Source organism: Caballeronia sp. BCC1704 (genome assembly GCF_902833455.1).
In the GTDB taxonomy this organism is placed as follows: Bacteria; Pseudomonadota; Gammaproteobacteria; order Burkholderiales; family Burkholderiaceae; genus Caballeronia.
The window spans coordinates 627,233-644,066 of record NZ_CADFFT010000004.1 but is presented as its reverse complement, the minus strand read 5'-3'; the positions used below and the strand labels follow the sequence as shown (position 1 = coordinate 644,066).

Annotated in this window: 17 protein-coding genes; 13 read left to right on the top strand and 4 right to left on the bottom strand. The window is 64.9% G+C overall.

The window, feature by feature from the left end; all coding sequences use genetic code 11:
• Positions 1-324: 324 nt before the first annotated feature.
• Together HWX53_RS22720 and HWX53_RS22715 are read left to right on the top strand one after the other, a co-directional pair.
• Positions 325-807 carry a ribonuclease gene (locus tag HWX53_RS22720; protein WP_175945309.1) on the top strand — a complete coding sequence of 161 codons (483 nt, stop codon included), beginning with the start codon at positions 325-327 and terminating at the stop codon, positions 805-807.
• A gap of 15 nt (positions 808-822) precedes the next feature.
• On the top strand, positions 823-1,395 hold the full coding sequence (locus HWX53_RS22715; RefSeq protein WP_175945063.1) for a barstar family protein: 573 nt from the start codon (positions 823-825) through the stop codon (positions 1,393-1,395).
• 97 nt (positions 1,396-1,492) lie between these two features.
• Here the strand turns inward: HWX53_RS22715 and HWX53_RS22710 are convergent, their stop codons facing one another.
• Both HWX53_RS22710 and HWX53_RS22705 read right to left on the bottom strand, forming a co-directional pair.
• Positions 1,493-2,230, bottom strand: coding sequence for a 16S rRNA (uracil(1498)-N(3))-methyltransferase (locus tag HWX53_RS22710; RefSeq protein ID WP_175945061.1), 738 nt, complete (start codon positions 2,228-2,230; stop codon positions 1,493-1,495).
• A gap of 49 nt (positions 2,231-2,279) precedes the next feature.
• Complete coding sequence (locus HWX53_RS22705) at positions 2,280-2,693, bottom strand: VOC family protein (protein ID WP_175945058.1); 414 nt, start codon at positions 2,691-2,693, stop codon at positions 2,280-2,282.
• Positions 2,694-3,080: 387 nt separating this feature from the next.
• On the opposite strand from HWX53_RS22705, the gene tkt reads away from it, so the two are divergent.
• Together tkt and gap are read left to right on the top strand one after the other, a co-directional pair.
• A complete protein-coding gene (gene tkt / locus HWX53_RS22700; protein ID WP_175945056.1) occupies positions 3,081-5,132 on the top strand; it encodes a transketolase in 2,052 nt (683 codons plus the stop codon).
• Positions 5,133-5,180: 48 nt separating this feature from the next.
• Positions 5,181-6,191: a type I glyceraldehyde-3-phosphate dehydrogenase gene (gap, locus tag HWX53_RS22695; RefSeq protein ID WP_175945054.1), complete on the top strand. Its 1,011-nt coding sequence runs from the start codon at positions 5,181-5,183 to the stop codon at positions 6,189-6,191.
• 62 nt (positions 6,192-6,253) lie between these two features.
• Here the strand turns inward: gap and HWX53_RS22690 are convergent, their stop codons facing one another.
• Together HWX53_RS22690 and fur are read right to left on the bottom strand one after the other, a co-directional pair.
• Entirely contained in the window at positions 6,254-6,643 is a 390-nt protein-coding gene (locus tag HWX53_RS22690; RefSeq protein WP_175945052.1) for a hypothetical protein, read from the bottom strand.
• Positions 6,644-6,865: 222 nt separating this feature from the next.
• Positions 6,866-7,294 carry a ferric iron uptake transcriptional regulator gene (fur, locus tag HWX53_RS22685; RefSeq protein ID WP_159836963.1) on the bottom strand — a complete coding sequence of 143 codons (429 nt, stop codon included), beginning with the start codon at positions 7,292-7,294 and terminating at the stop codon, positions 6,866-6,868.
• 239 nt (positions 7,295-7,533) lie between these two features.
• On the opposite strand from fur, the gene HWX53_RS22680 reads away from it, so the two are divergent.
• The 9 genes from HWX53_RS22680 to HWX53_RS22640 all read left to right on the top strand — a co-directional run bounded on the left by HWX53_RS22680 (position 7,534) and on the right by HWX53_RS22640 (position 16,819).
• On the top strand, positions 7,534-8,331 hold the full coding sequence (locus HWX53_RS22680; RefSeq protein WP_175945050.1) for an outer membrane protein assembly factor BamE: 798 nt from the start codon (positions 7,534-7,536) through the stop codon (positions 8,329-8,331).
• A 126-nt stretch (positions 8,332-8,457) separates the two neighbouring features.
• On the top strand, positions 8,458-9,255 hold the full coding sequence (gene dapB, locus HWX53_RS22675) for a 4-hydroxy-tetrahydrodipicolinate reductase (protein ID WP_175945048.1): 798 nt from the start codon (positions 8,458-8,460) through the stop codon (positions 9,253-9,255).
• Between the two features lie 14 nt (positions 9,256-9,269).
• Entirely contained in the window at positions 9,270-9,935 is a 666-nt protein-coding gene (locus tag HWX53_RS22670; protein ID WP_175945046.1) for a MotA/TolQ/ExbB proton channel family protein, read from the top strand.
• Between the two features lie 10 nt (positions 9,936-9,945).
• The gene (locus HWX53_RS22665) at positions 9,946-10,368 is read left to right on the top strand and encodes a biopolymer transporter ExbD (RefSeq protein ID WP_175945044.1); all 423 of its coding nucleotides are present in this window, start codon (positions 9,946-9,948) and stop codon (positions 10,366-10,368) included.
• 320 nt (positions 10,369-10,688) lie between these two features.
• Positions 10,689-13,283, top strand: a complete 2,595-nt coding sequence (gene leuS, locus HWX53_RS22660) for a leucine--tRNA ligase (RefSeq protein WP_175945042.1) — start codon at positions 10,689-10,691, stop codon at positions 13,281-13,283.
• A 59-nt stretch (positions 13,284-13,342) separates the two neighbouring features.
• Complete coding sequence (gene lptE / locus HWX53_RS22655) at positions 13,343-13,894, top strand: LPS assembly lipoprotein LptE (protein WP_175945307.1); 552 nt, start codon at positions 13,343-13,345, stop codon at positions 13,892-13,894.
• Between the two features lie 21 nt (positions 13,895-13,915).
• On the top strand, positions 13,916-15,001 hold the full coding sequence (gene holA / locus HWX53_RS22650; protein ID WP_175945040.1) for a DNA polymerase III subunit delta: 1,086 nt from the start codon (positions 13,916-13,918) through the stop codon (positions 14,999-15,001).
• Positions 15,002-15,110: 109 nt separating this feature from the next.
• Positions 15,111-16,382: a glutamate-5-semialdehyde dehydrogenase gene (locus HWX53_RS22645; protein ID WP_175945038.1), complete on the top strand. Its 1,272-nt coding sequence runs from the start codon at positions 15,111-15,113 to the stop codon at positions 16,380-16,382.
• 20 nt (positions 16,383-16,402) lie between these two features.
• On the top strand, positions 16,403-16,819 hold the full coding sequence (locus HWX53_RS22640; protein WP_175945036.1) for a CopD family protein: 417 nt from the start codon (positions 16,403-16,405) through the stop codon (positions 16,817-16,819).
• Positions 16,820-16,834 lie beyond the last annotated feature (15 nt).

Below are 16,834 nucleotides of genomic sequence, written 5' to 3'. Positions count from 1 at the left end.
AATAGCAAGGGGGAAGTTTGCTGTTCCCTAAAAGCGCAGGGCGTCCGGCATGGAGCGCATGCCGTGAAACTGGCGACAAGTGAGGCGGCTTGTCCAAGGGTTTCGATTCCCAGCGCTCGAAATTATTATCTTGCGCAGTTGAAATGTCTCTCAGATTTGGGCTAGATATAGCTGCCGTTTCTCCACAAACTGGTGCATGCGCCCGCGAAGTTGAGAAAAAATTTCCGAAATCCCGCCGAACGTTGCTTCGGTTTGGCATTAGCGATACCCTTACATCTTTCGGGGTTGTCGCATTTTTCGGTTCATCGCGGGGACAATCGTTTCGTGAAGCGCGCTACGGCACTTGCCTGCATCGTCGCACTCGGCGTCTTTCTGGGCGGCTGCGGCAAGGACGAATCCCGAAGCGCGGCAGACACGGTCATGCCCGCGAAGCCGGCGAATCAGGCCGATTCGGCGAAGATCCCGCCGGAGGCCAGCCGGTCGCCCGCAGCGCAGGCCGGCCAAGCGCGTAACGACGACTTCGCGACCGTGACCGTCGCGCAGTTGCCGAAACAGGCGGTCGAGACACTGCAGTTGATCCAGGCGGGCGGGCCTTTCCCTTACGAGAAAGACGGCGTCGTGTTCGGCAACCGCGAACGCTTGCTGCCACGGCGCGCGCGCGGCTACTACCACGAATACACAGTCCCCACGCCGCGAGCGCGGGATCGCGGCGCACGCCGGATCGTATGCGGCGGCCCCAAGCGGCAGATCGACGATTGTTACTACTCGGACGACCACTACGCCAGTTTTAAACGCATTGCGGGATAACGAGGGATTAACGGCATGAGCGACAACATCTACGCGCACGACAACGGCGTCGCGGGTGATTTTTTCGCAACCGGCGACGGCAACCTGTTCCAGCGAGTATTGCGGCTACGCATGACAGAACACGACAACAGACCCGATGACGAGCCGAATCCGAACCTGCATCCGGCGGCGCATCCGCAGGACGAGTCGGAGTCTCTGTTTGCGACGGTGCGGCCGAACATCGTGCAGTCCATCCGCGCGTTTCGCGTGCAGGAACTCGCCGACGAGGCCAACCGCCTCGGCCAGCATTTTCTGTATGCGTATCTCGGCCAGGCGCAGAGCAAACAGGAAGTGCTCGAAACCATCGCGACGTCGTTCCTGTTTCCGAAGCACTTCGGCAAGAACTACGACGCGCTCTACGACTGTCTCACCGACCTCGTGCACCGCGCGGGTTCGCAGCCGGGCTTCGTGATCGTGCTGGAGCAGTTGCCCATCGCGCAGAAGTTCGACAAGGAAGGGCGCGAAACGCTGCTCGATGTGTTCCGCGATGCCGCCGAATTCTGGGCCGAGCGGCGCGTGGCGTTCCGCGTGTTCTATTCTTTCGTCTGAGTTCGTTTGCGTTCGTTTGCGTTCATTCGATCGCGTCAGCGGTTAGCAGAACAGCCCGTCATCGGGCTGTTTGCTTTTGTGGCGGCCGGGCGCGGATTCACCATCCGCCCCAGCGCGCGGCCAGCGCCGCGAGCACCGCGATTCCCGCCGTTTCCGTGCGCAGCACGCGCGGTCCGAGGCCGAGCGCCGCGAAACCCGCCGCGACGATCTCGCTCTCTTCTTTGGGCGAAAGGCCGGCTTCCGGACCGATCACCAACGTGACGTGGCCACGCGGCGGCTCTGAGGGCAGCGCGGCGAACGACACCTCGGCGCGAGGCGAAAGCAGCAGGCGAAGGTCGCCATCCGCAGCGGCTGGCAATGACGCCAGCCACGCGCTCAGGTCGCGCGGGGCGGCCACTTCCGGCACGCGATTGCGCCCGCACTGCTCGCACGCCGCGCGCGCGAGCGCCTGCCAGTGCGCCTGACGCCGCAGCGCGCGCTCACCCGCGAGCCGCACGACGCCGCGCTCGGCCGTAAGCGCCACGATCTGCGCGACGCCCAGTTCCACCGTCTTCTCGATTAGCCAGTCCATCTTGTCGCCGCCCGCGACGCCCTGCGCGAGCGTCACGCGATACGGCGGCTCCGCTTCGCGTTCGCTGTGCGCGTCGATGCGCGCGAGCGCCGCGCGTTTGCCGATCTCGACGAGCACGCCGTGATACTCGCCGCCGGTGCCGTCGAAGAGCGTGACGGCGTCGCCGTTCTGCAAGCGCAGCACGTGCACGTGGCGCACGACGTCGTCGGGGAGAGACATGGTCTGACCCGCCGCGAGCGGGCCGTCAACGAAAAAGCGTGGCATGGAGATCGATCACGGACGCTCGGTCCGCGGATAGCGCCTTGCGGCGAGTTCAACGAAGGTGGCGCGCAATCGCCCAGCGATAGCCGTCCGGGTCTTCGATCTGCGCGAAGCGGTCGCCCCAGAACTGGTCCTGCGGCTCGATGAGCGCCTTTGCGCCGACGGCGAGCGCCTGCGCGAAGGTGGCATCGACATCGTCGACGTAGAGATAGAACGACTGCGGCGCCATCTGGCCCGCGGTCTTCGGCGTGCGCGCCTGCGATCCGTACGCGCCCTCCGGCGCGAACATCAGAATCAGTTGCCCGCGATACGTCATCTCGACGTGGATGATGGTGCCGTCGTCGTTCACGCTGTCACGTACCGCGAAGCCGAACGCCTTCTCGTAGAACCCGATGCTCACGCGCGCATCGCGCACGGTGAGATAGGGCGTGAGCCAGGGGACGTCGGCGGGGCGAGGGTCAGTCATCGAAAGCACTCCTTGAAGCCTTTTGCTCGTACCAGTGAGGGGCATTTTGCCATGAGGCGCGAACCGCCCGCGGCGCGACGCCGCCTGATGACGCGATGAACGGCTTCGCCCGGCTGCACGGAACATGCCCGCGAACGCTGGAAGCCGCACGTTCGGCGCCGTGTCGCACGCCTGTCGATCGGACCGGTCTGTTAGAATGACCGCCTCCCGATCCTCGTCGTTTCTCGTCGTTCCGGTACTGAAAACGCGGTGTGCCGCGGGTCCGGCGTCCGGTGCGAAGTACCGGTCAGACGCAGCGTCAAGAAGCACCGTGGATCATTTCAGCACTGCTTCGACGTACTGCCTCGACGCACTGCCTCACTGCTTCCGTAGCCGCCGACACCCGACATGACGATCCCGACTTCCAGCCCGACCGCCCTCATGGCCAACGCAATTCGCGCGCTCGCCATGGATGCCGTGCAACAAGCCAACTCCGGTCACCCCGGCATGCCCATGGGCATGGCCGAGATCGGCGTCGCGCTGTGGTCGCGCCATCTGAAGCACAACCCGTCGAATCCTCACTGGTTCGACCGCGATCGTTTCGTCCTGTCGAACGGTCACGGCTCCATGTTGCTGTACGCGCTTTTGCACCTCACCGGCTACGACCTGCCGATGAGCGAGATCAAGAACTTCCGCCAGTTGCATTCGAAGACGCCGGGCCATCCCGAAGTGGGCATCACGCCGGGCGTCGAGACGACCACCGGCCCGCTCGGCCAGGGCGTCGCCAACGCGGTCGGCATGGCGCTCGCCGAAGCGCTGCTCGCCGCCGAGTTCAACAAGGCCGACGCGAAGATCGTCGACCACCACACGTACGTGTTCCTGGGCGACGGTTGCCTGATGGAAGGCATCTCGCACGAAGCCTGTTCGCTCGCGGGCACGCTGAAGCTGAACAAGCTGATCGCTCTGTACGACGACAACGGCATTTCCATCGACGGCCACGTCGAGCACTGGTTCCACGACGACACGCCGAAGCGCTTCGAGGCGTACGGCTGGAACGTGATTCGCGCCGTGGACGGCCATGACGTGAACGCAGTCGATGCCGCCATCGCGCAGGCGAAGCAATCCGACAAGCCGACGCTCATTTGCTGCCGCACGGTCATCGGCAAGGGCGCGCCGACGAAGGCGGGCGGCCACGACGCGCACGGCGCGCCGCTCGGCGGCGACGAGATCGCGGCCACGCGCGCGGCCATCAGCTGGCAGTACGAGCCGTTCGTGATTCCGCAGGAAGTCTATGCGGCGTGGGACGCGAAGGAGCAGGGCGCGCGCGTGGAAGGCGACTGGAACAAGGCGTTCGACGCCTATCGCGCGAAGTACGCCGAACAGGCCGCCGAGTTCACGCGCCGCATGAAGGGCGAACTGCCCGCCGACTGGAAGCAGAGCGCCGCGAAGATCATCGAGGACGCGAACCAGCGTGCGGAAACCGTCGCGACGCGCAAGGCATCGCAACAAGCCATTGAAGGCCTCGCCGCCGCGCTGCCGGAACTGCTCGGCGGTTCGGCCGACCTGACCGGCTCGAATCTCACGAACTGGAAGGCGTCGAAAGCCGTGCGCGCCGCCGGCGACGCGGAAAACGCCAACGCGGGCCACGCGGGCATCCAGTGGGGCAATCACATCAATTACGGCGTGCGCGAATTCGGCATGAGCGCGGCCATCAACGGCATTGCGCTGCATGGCGGCTTTCGTCCGTTCGGCGGCACGTTCCTGACGTTCTCGGACTACAGCCGCAACGCGCTGCGCGTCGCCGCACTGATGAAAGCGCGCTCGATCTTCGTCTTCACGCACGATTCCATCGGCCTCGGCGAAGACGGTCCGACGCACCAGTCGGTCGAGCACGTCTCCAGCCTGCGTCTGATTCCGCAGTTGCAGACGTGGCGCCCGGCGGATACCGTGGAAACGGCCGTCGCGTGGACGCACGCGATCGAACACGAAGGCCCGTCGACGCTCATTTTCAGCCGCCAGAACTTGCAGTTCTCGCCGCGCAACGACATTCAGATCGCGAACATCGCGAAGGGCGGCTACGTGCTCGTCGACTGGAACGACGACATTCCCGCGCGCAAAATCATCCTGATCGCGACGGGTTCGGAAGTGCAGCTCGCGATGCAGGCCGTCGAGGCGCTCGCGAAAGAAGGCATCGGCGCGCGCGTCGTCTCGATGCCCTGCACGAACCTCTTCGACAAGCAAGACGCCGAGTACCGTGAGCGCGTGCTGCCGAAGGGCGTGGCGCGTGTAGCGATCGAAGCGGGCGTGACGGATTTCTGGCGCAAGTACGTGGGCCTCGAAGGCGGCGTGGTCGGCATCGACACGTTCGGAGAGTCCGCGCCGGCCGGTGCGCTCTTCAAGCACTTCGGCTTCACGGTGGAGCACGTCGTCGAAACGGCGAAGGCCGTTCTGGCCGCGTAAGCATCCGCGTGCAGCGAAGCAGGTTTTTTTAAGCCAAGGAGATAGACCATGACGATTCGCGTTGCAATCAACGGCTACGGCCGGATCGGCCGCAACACGTTGCGCGCCTTCTACGAGAACGGCAAGAAGCACGACATCGAGATCGTCGCCATCAACGATCTCGGCGATGCCAAGACGAACGCGCACCTGACGCAGTACGACACCGCGCACGGCAAGTTCCCCGGCGACGTGTCGGTGGACGGCGACTACCTCGTCGTCAACGGCGACAAGATTCGCGTGCTGGCGAACCGCAACCCGGCCGAACTGCCGTGGGGCGAGCTGAACGTCGACGTGGTGATGGAGTGCACCGGTTTCTTCACGACGAAGGAAAAGGCGAGCGCGCACATCAAGGGCGGCGCGAAGAAGGTCATCATTTCCGCGCCGGGCGGCAAGGACGTGGACGCGACCATCGTGTACGGCGTGAACCACAACGTGCTGAAGGCATCGGACACGGTCATCTCGAACGCATCGTGCACGACGAACTGCCTCGCGCCGCTCGTCAAGCCGCTGAACGACAAGATCGGCCTCGTCAACGGCCTGATGACCACGATCCACGCCTACACGAACGACCAGGTTCTGACCGACGTGTATCACGAAGACCTGCGCCGCGCGCGCTCGGCCACGCACAGCCAGATCCCGACGAAGACCGGCGCTGCGTCGGCGGTCGGCCTCGTGCTGCCGGAGCTGAACGGCAAGCTGGACGGCTACGCTATCCGCGTGCCGACCATCAACGTGTCGGTGGTGGATCTGTCGTTCATCGCCGCGCGCGACACGACGGTGGAAGAAGTCAACAAGATCATGAAGGAAGCGTCGGAAGGCGAGCTGAAGGGCATTCTCGGCTACAACGACGCGCCGCTGGTGTCGGTCGACTTCAACCACAACCCGGCTTCGTCGACGTTCGACGCGACCCTCACGAAGGTGTCGGGCCGTCTCGTGAAGGTGTCGAGCTGGTACGACAACGAGTGGGGCTTCTCGAACCGCATGCTGGATACGGCGGTCGCCCTCGCGAACGCCAAGTAAGTTTCAGTCCCCGCTGAAATGACAAAGCCGCTCCTCGGAGCGGCTTTGTTTTTGGTGCGGCGTTATGCGAACCGCTCGCGCAGGAACGATATGACGTAGGGCGTCGCGGCCGCCGCAACGGTCGACGCCGTGCCCGGGTCGAGGCCCATGCGCGCGCCGATGGATTCCGCGATGCGTCCGGTCAGCACGCCTTCGCCGCCATCTTCCAGCGACTTGAAGAAGCCGTCGCCGCGCACGAGTCCTGCCGCGAACGCCGCGAAGAAGCTCTTGCCGGGATGGTCGCCCAGCAAGCCCTGGCTTTGCTCTTCGGCGTGCGCGTGCGCCGTTTCCGCAGCCGTACTAAGCATTTGCTGACTGTCTTCCTGGCTGAAGCCTTGGTCGGTCAGCGCCTGCGTGGCTTGCGCGCCGTGCGACGAAGACAGAAATTCTGATACGAGTTGTTGCACGTCCATCGACGTTACTCCTTTTGACGTTCGCTGATTGCAGGTCCGCGGAAAGCTGATTGAAGCCACGGAGGGCTAGTGATCGCTCACGGCCGGTGCTATGACCGCGGCTGTCGCGGGAAGTGCCATGGCGCCAATTGCGGACGGTATGGACGAAACGAAACCGCCGTCCATCGAAGCCGATGGACGGCGGTTTTGGAATCGCGGCGCGCCTGGCCGGGCGCGGGTGGCTCAGTGCTTGCGGTGCGGGCAGTTTTCCTTGGTGCAGGCGCCGTAGAGCGCGAGCGCGTGCTCGTGCAGCTTGAAGCCGCGTTCCTTCGCAATGGACTGCTGGCGGCGTTCGATTTCGGCGTCGAAGAACTCTTCGACGCGCCCGCAGTCGATGCACACGAGGTGATCGTGGTGCGAACCTTCGTTCAGCTCGAACACCGCTTTGCCCGATTCGAAATTGCTTCGCGACAGCAGGCCCGCTTGCTCGAACTGCGTGAGCACGCGGTACACGGTGGCGAGCCCGATATCGAGCTCTTCGTTGAGCAGGTTGCGATACACGTCTTCAGCGGTCAGGTGACGCACCGGACTATGCTGGAAGATTTCCAGAATCTTGAGGCGGGGCAGGGTCGCCTTGAGCCCGATATTTTTCAGATCGGAGGGATTGGTCATGGCTAGGCATCCCTAGAGTACAATTCAAGGTTCTCATAGTAATGCGTTTTTCCGAATCCTGACATCTCATGCGGAAAGTACGCAAAACCGCGCTGAAGCTACGCAATAGCCACGCAGTAGTCACGCAGAAGCGCACTGAGAGCGGAACGAGAAGCGCGGCGTTGTCAGTGTCATCGGCGCTGAGCGCGAAAGGTGAAATGATCTCAAAATTTTTATCGAATTGCAGGGAGAGCCGTCGCATGCGGGGAACCATCATCGCAGCAACCCTCGCCGCGCTGCTCGCGGGTTGCTCGACGTACGACAGCGTCACGCAGAAGATCGCGCAGAGCATCACGCCATACCGCATCACGGTCGTGCAGGGCAACTTCGTTTCGCAGGAAGCGGCGAGCCAGATGCAGGTCGGCATGTCGCGCGATCAGGTCAGGCAACTGCTCGGCACGCCGCTGCTCACGGACATGTTCCACGCGGACCGCTGGGACTACGTGTTCTACTTCAAGCGCGGTTCCACCTCCGTCGTGCAGCAGCGCGACTTCATCGTGAACTTCGCGAGCGATCGCGTCGTGAGCTGGTCGGGCGGCGAGAATCTGCCGTCTAACCTCGAACTGCTCGCCGAGATCGACGGCGACCGGGGCCTGAAGGTCGCGAAGTCGCCAACGGCGCCCGCAGCGGTTGCGGCATCGGCATCGGCGGCGTCGGCAAGCACCGTGACCGCGCCGGTCGGCGAGCCGTCCACGCAGCCGAACACCGCGGCAGCCTTCGCGGGCGATGCGAACCAGCAAGCCGCGCAGGCAGCGAATCGCGCGACGGCGCAAGTCGAAATGCCGACTGGCCGCACGCAATCGTCCGTGCGACCGAACGTGCCGCAAAGCGCGGGCGCGGCGCCCGGCGCGGCGAGCGTCGGCGGCAACTCGCAGATTCAGTTGCAGCGCAAGCCGCAGACGATCACGATTCCGGACAGCAGCGCGGTCGGTCCCGCGAGCACGTCGCCGGCTCCGGCCAACTCGGGCGGACAAGCGCAATTCAGCATGCCGCAGTAGCGCGGCGAAGCATCGCCGGGAAGGCGCGCCGTCGCGCTTTTCCGGACAGACCGGCGTCGCGGGCGCTCGCCGCGTGACGCCGTATCAATCAGCCGCGCTCGCTGCGCGGTCCAACACGAGACAGCCATGAAGATCGCCATCGCCGGGGCGTCGGGCCGCATGGGCCGGATGCTGATCGAAACCGTTCTCAACGACCCCGACGCGCAACTCGTCGGCGCGCTCGACCGTCCGGGCGTGCCGCAACTCGGGCAGGACGCGGGCGCGTTCCTCGGCAAGACAACGGGCGTCGCGCTCACCGACGACATCGAGCGCGTGTTCGCCGACGCCGACTATCTGATCGACTTCACGCGCCCTGAAGGCACGCTCACGCATCTGGAAGCGGCGCTGCGTCATAACGTAAAGATGGTGATCGGCACGACGGGCTTCTCCGACGAGCAAAAGGCGCAGTTGAAGCAGGCGGGCGACAAGATCGGCGTAGTCTTCGCGCCGAACATGAGCGTCGGCGTGAACGTGACGCTCAAGCTGCTCGAATTCGCCGCGAAGCAGTTCGCGCAGGGTTACGACATCGAGATCATCGAGGCGCATCATCGCCATAAGGTGGATGCGCCGTCCGGCACCGCGCTCGCGATGGGCGAAGTGGTGGCCCGCGCGCTCGGCCGCGACCTGAAAGACTGCGCGGTCTACGCGCGCGAAGGCGTGACCGGCGAGCGCGATCCGTCGACCATCGGCTTCTCGGCGATACGCGGCGGCGATATCGTCGGCGATCACACGGTGCTCTTCGCGGGCATCGGCGAGCGCATCGAGATCACGCACAAGTCCGCGAGCCGTCTGTCGTACGCGCAGGGCGCGCTGCGCGCGGTGCGCTTCCTCGCCGCGCACGACAAGGGCTTCTTCGACATGCAAGACGTGCTCGGCTTGCGCTGAGGCGTTCACGGACGATGGCGGCAACGGGCGTTATCCACTATCTGCAAAGCGGCGATGCCGTCACGCATGCGGTCGCGGGCGTGCTGCTCGCCATGTCGCTCGCGAGCTGGTGCTTCCTGCTCGTGAAGGTGTGGGTGCTGGCACGCGCCAAATGGCAGGGGCCTCGCGCGCTGCAACGCTTCTGGCAGGCGTCGACGCTGAAAGACGGCATCGGCGCGTTGCGCAGCGCGGACCGCGAGCGCGTGTATCTGCCGCTCGCCGAAGCAGCGTGGCGGGCGTCCGAAGCAGAAGTGCCCGGCGCGCTGCTCGCCCGCGTCGAGCGCAACGAGCGGGTGTTGCGCGCGCTGCGCCAGGCATTGCTGCGCTCGCAACGGCGGCTCGAATTCGGACAGGTGCTGCTCGCGTCGGTAGGCAGCACGGCGCCCTTCGTCGGCTTGCTCGGCACGGTCTGGGGCATCTATCACGCGCTCGGCAGCATTGCGGCGAGCGGGCAGGCGATGATCGAAAACGTCGCGGCTCCGGTCGGCGAGGCGCTCATCATGACAGCGTTCGGGCTCGTCGTCGCGATTCCGGCGGTGCTTGCGTACAACGTGCTCGGCCGCTGCGTGCGGCAGATCTCCGAGGAACTCGACGGTTTCGCGCACGATCTGCACGCCTTTGTTTGCGGCGAGAAAGAATAGGGAGCGCGCGATGGCCTTCGGCGGACTGGACAACAAGCCCAACGGCTCGCCCATGGCCGACATCAACATGACGCCGCTCATCGACGTCATGCTCGTGTTGCTGGTGATCTTCATCATCACCGCGCCGCTTTTCACGCACGCCATCCGGCTGGATTTGCCGAAGGTCTCGTCGCAGCCTGCGCGCGAGACGCCGCAGACCATCACGCTTTCCATCGACGATGGAGGCAAGCTCTACTGGAACGACGCGCCGATCAGCGCCGCTGACATGCGCGCGCGTTTCGCCGCGGCGGGCAAGGCGGCCGAGAAGCCGGAACTGCATCTGAGGGCGTCGAGCGCCACGCGATACGAAATCGTCGCGCAGGTGATGGGCGCGGCGCAGCAGGCCGGAATCGAGCGGATCGGTTTCGTGACGCAGCCCGTGCCGGCGCGCTGAGACGCTCGGATTCGGCCTATGCCGTTCGGCTGAATTGCCGGACGACCGCGCGCCGCGCACACTTGCAGCGAATGGCCCTGAATTCGCGCGGCCAGCGGCTTTACGAATCCAGGACACGCGGGGAGCGGACGGTATAATCGCCCTTTGCCCGTCCAACGCGTCCCGCGTCAATCAGAGCAGGCCCGATTCCGCCGTTGCATCGCGCGGGTCGCGCCGGCCGGTCGACCACGCAGCGTCTGGATTCGCCACCGCAAGCCAGCGCGGTCAAGCCCAACGAAGCTCGCGCCCGTTCACAGCATCAAGCGTAAAGCCACCACACCATGCACGATAAATACGTACCCGCCGACGTCGAATCCGCCGCGCAGAGCAACTGGCGCGCGAACGACGTCTACCGGACGACCGAGACGTCGGCCAAGCCCAAGTTCTACTGCGTCTCGATGCTGCCGTATCCGTCGGGCAAGCTGCACATGGGGCACGTGCGCAACTACACCATCAACGACGTGATGTACCGTTATCTGCGCATGAACGGCCACAACACGCTGATGCCGATGGGCTGGGACGCGTTCGGCATGCCCGCCGAAAATGCCGCGATGGCCAATGGTGTGCCGCCCGCGAAGTGGACGTACGACAACATCGCGTACATGAAGAAGCAGATGCAGTCGATGGGCCTCGCCATCGACTGGTCGCGCGAAGTCGCCACGTGCTCGCCGGAATACTACAAGTGGAACCAGTGGCTGTTCCTCAAGATGCTGGAAAAGGGCATCGCGTACAAGAAGACTGGCACGGTGAACTGGGACCCGGTCGATCAGACGGTGCTCGCGAACGAACAGGTCATCGACGGGCGCGGCTGGCGCTCGGGCGCGCTCGTCGAGAAGCGCGAGATTCCGATGTATTACTTGCGCATCACCGATTACGCGGATCAGCTGCTCGACGATCTCGAAGGCCTCGGCTGGCCCGAGCGCGTGAAGATCATGCAGCAGAACTGGATCGGCAAGAGCTTCGGCGTGAACTTCGGCTTCCCGTATGAAATCGACGGCGAGGCGAAACTCTTACGCGTGTTCACCACGCGCGCCGACACCATCATGGGCGTGACGTTCGCGGCGATCGCGGCGGAGCATCCGCTCGCCACGCGTCTTGCCCGCGACAACGCCGGTTTGCAGGCGTTCATCGAGGAATGCAAGCGCGGCGGCGTCGCGGAAGCCGACGTCGCGACGATGGAAAAGAAGGGCATGGCGACCGGCTTTTTCATCACGCATCCGCTGACGGGCGAGAAGGTAGAAGTGTGGATCGGCAACTACGTGCTGATGTCCTACGGCGAAGGCGCGGTGATGGGCGTGCCGGCGCACGATGAGCGCGACTTCGCGTTCGCCAAGAAATACGATCTGCCGATCAAGCCGGTGATTGCCGTCGAAGGCAAGACCTACTCCACCGCGGCGTGGGAAGAGTGGTACGGCGACAAAACTGCCGGCCGCCTCGTCAACAGCGGCAAGTACGACGGCTTGACCACCGAGGAAGCGATCGACGCGATCGCCGCCGACCTGAAAGCGAAGGACCTCGGCGACAAGCAGGTCACCTGGCGTCTGCGCGACTGGGGCATCTCGCGGCAGCGTTACTGGGGCACGCCGATCCCGATCATCCACTGCCCGAGCTGCGGCGACGTACCGGTGCCGGAGAAGGATCTGCCGGTCGTGCTGCCTGAAGACCTCGTGCCGGACGGCACGGGCAATCCGCTCGCGAAGTCCGAAGCGTTCCTGAACTGCTCGTGCCCGAAGTGCGGCGCGGCGGCGAAGCGCGAAACGGACACGATGGACACCTTCGTCGATTCGTCGTGGTACTTCTCGCGCTACAGCGCGCCGGACGCCACGACGATGGTCGACGAGCGCACCGATTACTGGATGCCGATGGATCAGTACATCGGCGGTATCGAGCACGCCATTCTTCACCTCTTGTATTCGCGCTTCTGGACCAAGGTCATGCGCGACATGGGCCTCGTGAAGTTCGGCGAGCCGGCCAAGAATCTGCTCACGCAGGGCATGGTGCTCAACGAGACGTTTTATCGCGAAGACGCGAGCGGCAAGAAGACCTGGTACAACCCGCTCGAAGTCACCGTGTCGCACGACGACAAGGGCCGTCCGACAGGCGCGACGCTGATCGCCGACGGAAAGCCGGTCGTGCTCGGCGGCGTCGAGAAGATGTCGAAGTCGAAGAACAACGGCGTGGATCCGCAGACGCTCATCGACCAGTACGGCGCTGATACCGCGCGTCTCTTCGTGATGTTCGCGGCGCCGCCGGAGCAATCGCTCGAATGGTCGGGCGCGGGCGTCGAAGGCGCGAGTCGCTTCCTGCGCCGCGTGTGGCACTTCGCGCACGACAACGCCGAGGCGCTGCGCCAGCATCGCAAGCTCGATGCATCGAAGCTGAGCGACGCCGACCGCGCGCTGCGGCGCGAAATTTACACCGTGCTGAAGCAAGCCGATTTCGACTATGGCCGCCTGCAGTACAACACGGTCGTGTCTGCCGCGATGAAGATGCTCAACGCGCTCGATAGCGCGAAGAATGCAGGCGAAGGCGTGCTGAACGAGACCTTCGGCGTGCTGCTGCGCGTGCTGTATCCGGTCGTGCCGCACATCACGTTCCAATTGTGGTCGGAACTCGGTTATGCCGACGAGTTCGGCCCGCTGCTCGACGCGCCGTGGCCGAAGGTCGACGAAGCCGCGCTCGAACAAGCGGAAATCGAACTGGTGCTGCAGGTCAATGGCAAGGTGCGCGGCGCCCTGACCGTGGCGAAGGATGCAACGCGGGAAGCCATCGAACAGGCGGCGCTCGCGCATGAAATGTTCGAAAAGTTCTCGGAAGGCCGCGCGCCGAAGAAGATCGTCGTGGTGCCGGGGCGTCTCGTCAACGTGGTGGTCTGATGGCCAAAACCTGGGGATTCGATGTGAGCGTCAAAGCCGTCGAAAATCGCGCGGCGCGCGTGAGCCGGCGTACTTTCCTCGCGCTCGTGGGCGGCGCGGTCGCGCTGTCCGCGTGCGGCTTCCAATTGCGCGGCGAGCAGGACTACGCCTTCAAGCGCCTGGCGATCAGCGGCGGCGCGCCGCAGATGGTCGGGCGGCTCGAACGCATGGTGCAGGGCGGAAGCGATACGGTCATCGTGAAGCCTTCGGAGAAGCCCGACGCGACGCTCTACCTCAACGAAGGTCAAGGTCTCAGCACACTCAGCCTCAATTCGCAAGGCGTGATCCAGGAGTACGAGCTCGTCTACAACCTGAGCTATACGCTCGTCGGCGCGGACGGAACCGTGCTGATTCCGCCTAGCGCCATCGCGCTGAATCGCGCGATGACCTATAGCAACCAGTACACGCTCGCGAAGTCGCAGGAAGCCACGCTGCTCTACAACGACATGCGCAACGACGCCGTGGATCAGCTGACGCGCCGGCTCGCGGTCGTGCGTTCGCTGCATCCGACGCCGGCGGAGCAGACGCCGGGCATCGCGCCGCGGGCGCCGTTGCCCACGCCGCCGCTGTAACGCGCCGCGCGACCGTCCACCATGCAACTGAAGCTCGACGCGCTCGAAGCGCATCTCGCCAAAGGCCTGAAGGCGCTGTACGTCGTCTATGGCGACGAGCATCTGCTCGTGCAGGAAGCGTGCGACCGCATCCGGGCCGCCGCGCGCGCGGGCGGCTTCACGGATCGAACCGTGTTCACGGTGGAGCGCGGGTTCGACTGGAGCGCGCTCATCGGCGCGACGCAGTCGATGTCGCTCTTCGGCGACCGGCAGCTGATCGAGTTGCGCATCCCGACGGGCAAGCCCGGCAAGGAAGGCGGCGAGGCGCTGAAGATGCTCGCCGCCGCCGACAATCCCGACGTCGTGACCTTGGTCACGCTGCCGCGCCTCGATTCGGCAGCGCAGAAGTCCGCGTGGTTCACGGCGCTCATCGGCGCGGGTGTCGCGCTGAAGGTCGATCCGGTCGACCGGGCGCAGCTGCCGATGTGGGTCGGTCAGCGGCTCGCGCAGCAAGGCCAGCGCGTCGCGCCGGGCGAAGAGGGGCGGCGCGCGCTCGTTTTCATCGCGGAACGCGTCGAGGGCAATTTGCTTGCCGCGCATCAGGAAATACAGAAGCTCGGGCTGCTTTATCCGCAAGGCGTGCTCACGTTCGAGCAGATCCACGACGCGGTGCTGAACGTCGCGCGCTACGACGTTTTCAAGCTGAACGAGGCGATGCTGACGGGCGACGTCGGCCGGCTTTCACGCATGCTCGACGGTCTCAAAGGCGAAGGCGAAGCGGCCGTGCTCGTCTTGTGGGCGCTCGTCGACGAGGTGCGCACGCTCCTGCGCATCAAGCGCGGCGTGACGTCGGGCAAGCCGCTCGCGACGCTGCTGCGCGAAAACCGCGTGTGGGGACCGCGCGAGCGGTTGATCGGCCCCGCGCTTTCCCGCGTGACGGAAGACGCGCTCGAACGCGCGCTCTCGCTGGCGGCGCGGCTCGACCGGCAGGTCAAAGGGCTCTCGGGTAGTTCCGGCAGCGTGGGCGTGCGTGGCAGCGAGCCGCCGCCCGATCCATGGGCGGGCATGTTCGAACTGGCGATGGCCGTGGCGCAAGGCGCGTCGCCAGCGCCGCGACCGCGTCGCTAATGGCGCGACACGGCTTAGAATGATTCTTTGCGCGTCGGGCCGTGCAGCCGGACGCGACTCCCATCTCACTGATGCCGCGCTTTCGCAGCCGGCATACGGAATGATCCAGATGAACATCGACCATTACATGACCGATCTCGGCCGCCGCGCGCGCGTGGCGTCACGCGCGATGGCGCGGGCATCGACGGCGGCGAAGAACGCGGCGCTCGTCGCGGTGGCGGATGCGATCGAGCGCGAGCGCGACGCGCTGAAGGCCGCGAATGCGCGCGATCTGGACCGAGCCCGCGAGAAGGGCTACGACGCGGCGTTCATCGACCGTCTCACGCTCTCCGACAAGGCGCTCGCCACGATGGTCGAAGGCTTGCGGCAAGTGGCGTCGCTGGCCGATCCGATCGGCGAGATCAGCGGGCTCAAATTCCGTCCGACGGGCATTCAGGTCGGGCAGATGCGCGTGCCGCTCGGCGTGATCGGCATCATCTACGAATCGCGGCCGAACGTGACCATCGACGCGGCCGCGCTTTGCCTGAAATCCGGCAACGCGACGATTCTGCGCGGCGGTTCCGAGGCGCTGGAGTGCAACACCGCGCTAGCAAAGCTGATCGGCGAGGGACTGCGAGCGGCCGGGCTGCCGCAGGACGCGGTGCAGGTCGTCGAGACGGCGGATCGCGCGGCGGTCGGCAAGCTCATCACCATGACGGAGTTCGTAGACGTGATCGTGCCGCGCGGAGGCAAAAGCCTCATCGCCCGGCTGATGGAAGAGTCGCGCGTGCCGATGATCAAGCATCTCGACGGCATCTGTCACGTGTACGTGGACGACCGCGCCGATCTCGCGAAAGCGGCGGCGATCTGCGACAACGCGAAGACGCATCGCTACGGCACCTGCAACACGATGGAAACGCTGCTCGTCGCGCGCGCTGTCGCCGACGCCGCGCTGCCCATGCTCGCGCGTGCGTTTCAGGCGAAAGACGTGGAACTGCGTGTCGACGCGGCGGCGCGCAAGGTGCTCGAAGCGGCGCAGACCGGCGGGCTCGTGGATGCCACCGACGAAGACTGGAGCACCGAATATCTCGCGCCGATTCTGGCGGTGAAGATCGTCGACGGTCTGGACGAGGCCATCGACCATATCAACACGTACGGCTCGCATCATACGGACGCGATCGTCACCGAAGATCACGACCGCGCCATGCGCTTCCTGCGCGAGGTGGATTCGGCGAGCGTCATGGTCAACGCGTCGACGCGCTTCGCGGATGGTTTCGAGTTCGGGCTGGGCGCGGAAATCGGCATCTCGAACGACAAGCTGCACGCGCGTGGCCCGGTGGGACTGGAAGGCCTGACATCGCTGAAATACGTCGTGCTGGGCCACGGCGAAGTGCGTCAATAAGAACGACTCAAAGACAAACGATGCTCTGGATCAAATCGCTGCATATCGTGCTTGTCGCCTCGTGGTTCGCGGGGCTGTTCTACTTGCCGCGCATTTACGTCAATCTCGCGATGGAGAAGGACCCGGCAGCGACCGCGCGCCTGCTGCTGATGGCGCGCAAGCTCTTCCGTTTCATGACGTTCATCGCGGTGCCGGCGCTCGCGTGCGGGCTGTGGCTGTGGCTGGACGTCGGCATCGGGCGCGGACAGGGCTGGTTGCACGCGAAGCTCGGCATCGTCGTATTGCTGATCGTCTATCACGCGTATTGCGGCGTTCTGCTGCGCACGTTCCAGCGTGGCGAGAACACGCGCTCGGACAAGTGGTACCGCATGTACAACGAGCTGCCGGTGCTCGGCTTGCTCGGCGCGACACTGCTGGTGGTCATCAAACCGTTCTGATGTCTCTTCCGTGAG

What these genes read in the sequence shown, in the direction of transcription:
- HWX53_RS22715 (WP_175945063.1), top strand. Translation starts at nt 823, where the DNA reads ATGAGCGACAACATCTACGCGCACGACAACGGCGTCGCGGGTGATTTT.
- HWX53_RS22710 (WP_175945061.1), bottom strand. Translation starts at nt 2,230, where the DNA reads ATGCCACGCTTTTTCGTTGACGGCCCGCTCGCGGCGGGTCAGACCATG.
- HWX53_RS22705 (WP_175945058.1), bottom strand. Translation starts at nt 2,693, where the DNA reads ATGACTGACCCTCGCCCCGCCGACGTCCCCTGGCTCACGCCCTATCTC.
- tkt (WP_175945056.1), top strand. Translation starts at nt 3,081, where the DNA reads ATGACGATCCCGACTTCCAGCCCGACCGCCCTCATGGCCAACGCAATT.
- gap (WP_175945054.1), top strand. Translation starts at nt 5,181, where the DNA reads ATGACGATTCGCGTTGCAATCAACGGCTACGGCCGGATCGGCCGCAAC.
- HWX53_RS22690 (WP_175945052.1), bottom strand. Translation starts at nt 6,643, where the DNA reads ATGGACGTGCAACAACTCGTATCAGAATTTCTGTCTTCGTCGCACGGC.
- fur (WP_159836963.1), bottom strand. Translation starts at nt 7,294, where the DNA reads ATGACCAATCCCTCCGATCTGAAAAATATCGGGCTCAAGGCGACCCTG.
- HWX53_RS22680 (WP_175945050.1), top strand. Translation starts at nt 7,534, where the DNA reads ATGCGGGGAACCATCATCGCAGCAACCCTCGCCGCGCTGCTCGCGGGT.
- dapB (WP_175945048.1), top strand. Translation starts at nt 8,458, where the DNA reads ATGAAGATCGCCATCGCCGGGGCGTCGGGCCGCATGGGCCGGATGCTG.
- HWX53_RS22670 (WP_175945046.1), top strand. Translation starts at nt 9,270, where the DNA reads ATGGCGGCAACGGGCGTTATCCACTATCTGCAAAGCGGCGATGCCGTC.
- HWX53_RS22665 (WP_175945044.1), top strand. Translation starts at nt 9,946, where the DNA reads ATGGCCTTCGGCGGACTGGACAACAAGCCCAACGGCTCGCCCATGGCC.
- leuS (WP_175945042.1), top strand. Translation starts at nt 10,689, where the DNA reads ATGCACGATAAATACGTACCCGCCGACGTCGAATCCGCCGCGCAGAGC.
- holA (WP_175945040.1), top strand. Translation starts at nt 13,916, where the DNA reads ATGCAACTGAAGCTCGACGCGCTCGAAGCGCATCTCGCCAAAGGCCTG.
- HWX53_RS22645 (WP_175945038.1), top strand. Translation starts at nt 15,111, where the DNA reads ATGAACATCGACCATTACATGACCGATCTCGGCCGCCGCGCGCGCGTG.
- HWX53_RS22640 (WP_175945036.1), top strand. Translation starts at nt 16,403, where the DNA reads ATGCTCTGGATCAAATCGCTGCATATCGTGCTTGTCGCCTCGTGGTTC.